This is a genomic window from Streptomyces sp. NPDC048275 (genome assembly GCF_040652275.1).
GTDB lineage: Bacteria > Actinomycetota > Actinomycetes > Streptomycetales > Streptomycetaceae > Streptomyces.
Genome location: NZ_JBEZLR010000207.1, coordinates 1 through 4,761 on the forward strand (window position 1 = coordinate 1; position 4,761 = coordinate 4,761).

The 4,761-nt window shown below is 65.1% G+C and carries 4 protein-coding genes; 2 read left to right on the forward strand and 2 right to left on the reverse strand.

Annotated features, from left to right (window positions below; all coding sequences use genetic code 11):
- Positions 1-196 precede the first annotated feature (196 nt).
- The gene (locus AB0D57_RS47145) at positions 197-526 is read left to right on the forward strand and encodes a transposase (RefSeq protein ID WP_362088679.1); all 330 of its coding nucleotides are present in this window, start codon (positions 197-199) and stop codon (positions 524-526) included.
- A gap of 302 nt (positions 527-828) precedes the next feature.
- Here the strand turns inward: AB0D57_RS47145 and AB0D57_RS47150 are convergent, their stop codons facing one another.
- Positions 829-2,046: an ISAs1 family transposase gene (locus AB0D57_RS47150; RefSeq protein WP_362088680.1), complete on the reverse strand. Its 1,218-nt coding sequence runs from the start codon at positions 2,044-2,046 to the stop codon at positions 829-831.
- Positions 2,047-2,569: 523 nt separating this feature from the next.
- On the opposite strand from AB0D57_RS47150, the gene AB0D57_RS47155 reads away from it, so the two are divergent.
- Positions 2,570-3,178: a hypothetical protein gene (locus AB0D57_RS47155; RefSeq protein ID WP_362088681.1), complete on the forward strand. Its 609-nt coding sequence runs from the start codon at positions 2,570-2,572 to the stop codon at positions 3,176-3,178.
- 230 nt (positions 3,179-3,408) lie between these two features.
- Here AB0D57_RS47155 and AB0D57_RS47160 read toward each other — a convergent pair whose 3' ends face one another.
- Positions 3,409-3,534 carry a hypothetical protein gene (locus tag AB0D57_RS47160; RefSeq protein ID WP_258572997.1) on the reverse strand — a complete coding sequence of 42 codons (126 nt, stop codon included), beginning with the start codon at positions 3,532-3,534 and terminating at the stop codon, positions 3,409-3,411.
- Positions 3,535-4,761: the final 1,227 nt, after the last annotated feature.

Here is a 4,761-nt window from a genome sequence, read left to right on the forward strand (position 1 = left end):
CAACTTCGCCAGGAAGCAATAGCCGACACAACCTCCACCAGCGGCCTTGCTCCCACCTCAGCCAGAAAAGGACATCGCCTTACGAACCGCCCACTGAGGACCACGAGTCCCTCAACGGCTACGCCTACGCCAACAACACCCCCGTCACCAAGTCCGACCCCACCGGCCTGCGGCCCATTACGGCCTGCGAGTACGGGTGCAGCGACGGCAAGGGAGGCACCTACCACGACCACGGCCCCGCCGCAGGCCCGAAGCTCTGCTCGGTGACAAGGGCTACGACTCCAACGCCCACCGCGACGAGTTGCGTCGCCGACGGATCTTGCCTGTCATCTCCCGCAAGGGATCGCCGAACATCAAGGGCATGGGCAAGCTCCGCTACGTCGTCGAGCAGACTTTCGCCCTGCTCCACCACTTCAAACGCCTTGCCGTGCGATGGGAACGCCGCACCGAACTTCACGACGCCTTCGTCTCCCTCGCCTGCAGCCTCATCTGCTGGCGACGGCTTCGGAAGCCCAAGAACGACTGACCGGTGTCAGGGCAGGCCAGGACACCAGCAGGCTGCTTCAGAACGTTGGTACTCTCCGCATCTACGGCGAGGAGGGGAGATGATCGTGGGAGCAGAGCCGTCGAGTCCTCCGAGCCGCTGGTTGAGAGGAACTGGCTTTGGGGTCCTCTTCGGTGGACTGACCGCAGTGGTGTCCACTGCTGCGATTGGGAATGCATGGGCTGCTTGTGACATCGGCAACGGCGTAACCAATGGCATGACTTTGCTGTTTCTTGCGCCTCTCATATGCAGGGCTTCGGCGTAGTTTGATGTGTCCGTTTTGATCATGTGAGGCCGAGAAGGGCAAGGGGCCGGGTTTGGTCTCGGGCTGCCCGTCGGAGGCCGGAGGCGATGTTGCGGGCGCCGGTCAGGCGGAGAGCTCCGATCGCGAGGTTTCTGCAGGTGGCCATCGCTCTGGGGGTGTTTCCGGTCCGCAGCTGGGAGGCGTCCTCGGCGAAGGTGACGTCCCTGACGTGGTGCAGGGCCTCGACGGTCCAGGGCCCTCGGATCAGTCGGGCGAGCTGAGCCGGGCCGGCTTGCTCGGCGGTGAGGCTGGTGACAGCGTAGACGGTCTTGAGGCTGATCTTCCCGGTCTTGCGGTGGACGCGACGGCGGACGATCTGGACGGCCTGGCGGGCGCCGGGGAAGAGCAGGTTGTTGACCGTGCACACCTTCAGCCGGCGGATCTCCTGGCGGCCGTGACCGGTCGCACGGGTCCTGTCCTGCAGTGGGATCTGCGTCCAGGGAAGGGACTTGAGCTGCCGACGGAGCTTCTTCGTGTTGCGCTTGGCGATCACGATGTAGTGGGCCTGCCGGTCGAGCAGGTAGACGGCGTGGTCATGCTGGGTGTGCATCGCGTCGCTGGTGACGACTGTGCCGGCCAGATCCTCGAGGGTGTCGAGCAGAGGCCGGAAGCGGGTGATCTCGTTGCTCTTCTCACCGACGTCCATCTGGGCCAGGACCAGTGCGTTCACGTGGTCGCAGGCGGCCAGGAGGTGGATCTTCCGTCCCTTCGCGCGGGCCGCACCCCGCAGCGACTTCCCGTCGACCGCGAGCCCTCGCAGCCCTTGTCCCCTGGTCTGCCGGTCCGCGAGCCAGGCTCCGACCGCCCGGTCCAGAGCGTCCGCGTCGATTCTGGCGAGCAGTCGCCGGATCGTGGATTCCGCGGGCCAGGACCATTTCGGGACCAGCGGGTCGACGGCCGTGCCGAGCCGTCCGAGCAGGGCCGGCGGTGCGTCGGCCACCCATTCACTCACCGCGAGCAGGGATCGCGCTCCGGCGAGGACCGCGCAGGCCGTCAGTGCCAGGAGCGTCACGAGAGGGTGCCGTACTCCCCGCGGATCCCGCGGGTCCGGGACCTGCGCGAGGCGTTCCAGCAGATCCGGAAGATCGCTCCCGGACACTTCCGGATGCGGTCTGATCTGTTCAAAGGCAGGGGAGATCAGAGATGATGCGTCGGCAGGCACGGGCAGTCCAAGGTCACAGAGCGTAGAGAACTCCATGATCGCGGACGTCCGTGCCTACTGTGTACCGAACCCCGCCCAACATGACGAGACGTCAGCAACGGGCGTCAGCCGACTACGCCGAAGTCCTGACCGAAGAGGGCGCGGTAGTACGCGACTTCCGGTTCGCGCTCCATCCAGATGTTGCCGGTGGGGGTCTCCGTTGTTGCGTTGTCGGACCATCCGCTCTGTTTCCGATGCGCTCTTCGAGATGCACGACGAATGGAACGCCTTACCTCGCCGCCACCTCCCCGAAGGTGATATGGGTGATATCTACCGTAAACTCTCTTTTAGTTCCTCCGCGCTACCCAACGCACCGAAATGCAACCGCCAGTTGATCCCCAAAACCATGACGAGGGACACTACCTGGCGGATGCGTGTTCCCGACCGAGTGGCACTCGCTTCGGTATCCTCCCGTGCAGGTCATCGGAGGCCATTTACCCAAAGATTACTGGGCAGTTGACCTCAGGTTTTCGTGGTAGCGTCCTTGTTCGGAGGGACAGTGCAACCTGAAAGGGAAATCGTGAACACGGAGAAGATCGCCGCTCGCCGCCTCTCGCTGGAAGAGGTGACGAAGCTCGGCGTGAAGGACAGGCTCTTCGTTTCCGCCGACACGGCAGAACTCAAGCTTCCCGACTGCTATGTCCCTGCATTTCTGACCAAGTCCGGTGAGGATTTCGAGGGCGGCTCGATCACGGCGAGAACCGTATTCCAGGAAGAGGTCTCCTGCCTTCCCGACGACGAGAATGAAGCCGGAATCTACTTGGCCGACGAGAACGGCTCAGTGACCATCGAGGTCCTCCAGTCCGCCGGTGTCGTGCTGGACCTGGCACTTTTCGTCCCTGGTGGGGACAAGGGGGCCCTCACGGCCCTTTACGCTGCGGCCCGGCAGGCGTTCGGCGCCGACATCGTGCAGATCTGGCGCCAGGGCCTCAAGGAGGTTCCCGACGTGAAGGTCGACATCTTCGAGGAGCAGATTCCCCGGGGGCGCAAGGGGAGCGACAGCCTCAAGCGTGACCGTCGCGCGATCGACACCTACCCCACCCGTGCGGACTTCATCGAGTTCTCCGCGGGGTGGAAGCCGGTCGTTGAGATTCACAGGCCGATTGTTGACGACACCCCGACCATCTGAGGCGGCGTTACCTCTCGGTCTCGGCCTGAGAGAACGCCGAGAACGCATGCGCCGGACCCGGTCGACCTCTGAGCGGCCCAGGGAGCCGTCGGAAAATAACTCACGAACGCCGAAGCGCCGTTCCACTCGATGACCTCGCGAGACAGCCCGCCTGACCAAGATCAAAGCCTGAAGTTATTCTGCGACAGCCCTCAGGGCTTCGGCGTCGTCGAGTGACGTCCACTTCGTGCTCAGGCGAGGCCGAGGAGCGTGAGGGGTCGGCGGGCGTCACGCGCATTGCGGCGACGGCCGGAGGCGATGTTCTTCGCGCCGTTCAGTCGCAGGGCGCCGACCGCGAGGTTGCGCCAGGTCGCCATAGCGCGGGGTGCGCTGTCGGTCCGCCACCGCGCACGCGGTCAGGTCGAGGACGACGGCCAGCGCGTGCCGCACTCCTCGCAGCCGGATCATCTGCTATCAGCCCGAACGCCCAGCCCAGCCGCTCATCCCATGCACGAGCGTCGTCCGCATCTGCACCTGTCTCTTCAGCCACGCAGGGGATCATCCCCCGGCACCGTCGGCTGGCTCCGCCCGACGGTGCGCGGAGACGCAGGCCACCGAGGCGCCATGGACATGAGACAGGAACCGTCCGCTCGCGCTCCCTTCACCGCAAGTGGTCACGAAACGGACGCCCGCCGACTACGCCGAAGCCCTGCTCTCGTATGGATCGCCGCTGCGGTGTCGTGGGTGATCTTGCACAGCACCCTCGGAAGACGTCATCGCAGGACAGCCCTTACTGCAGGGCTCATCTTCACCCTGTGGTTCACCTGGTTCCTTGTCACATGGCTCGGCATGCCGGACTCCTACCCCGCCCCGTTGTGCCCGGGTAACGACCCACCTTGGTGGCCGAGCTTCATCCCGGCATGACTCCGGCGAAGCCTGTGAATCTTGGCACCGGCAGCGGCACCCTATTCAACAACGCCCCCGACTAGCCGCTGCACGCCAGCAAGATCGTGTTACGAGTTCTTAGGGCAAACGAATCAGCATCACCACCTCACGCACGGCCGCTCCCGGCGGCTGCTGTCCTCTCCCCGCTCGAAGTCCCAAGACCTCCTGAGATTTCGGAGGGGTGCCTTTCTGACCTGTGCAAACACCAGCCGGGCGGGTCCGCCCGTCCCCCGGCGGGCGGCCACTGGAGGGCGCGAAATGGTGCCCCCTGCAGCGCAACGTGGCGTGCGTGAGCCGACCCAACGCAGAGCCCGATGTCGCGGCTCGTTGGACTCCGGAACTCGTGCACCGGCTCAGTACTAGCCGATCCGCCCCAAGGAGTCCCACCTGCCGAATGCCGTTCTCCGATCCGCCGGCTTCCCCTTGGCGCTTGGCGGCCTGAACGCGTGGACCGCATAGGAGCATGACCTCACCGGGGTGTTGTGCCGTCCATTGGGCTTCGTGCTGACCGCCAGGCAGGCCGGCGAGCCCCTGACTTCCGGGGGCGACGGCGCGTCGGTGGGTGCCTAGTACTCCAGCTGTAGATCGTGATCTTGCTGGCCCCGTGCCAGATCTCGGGCCGAACTGATCCCCGTCTCGATTGGTCCGGTCCGATGCGC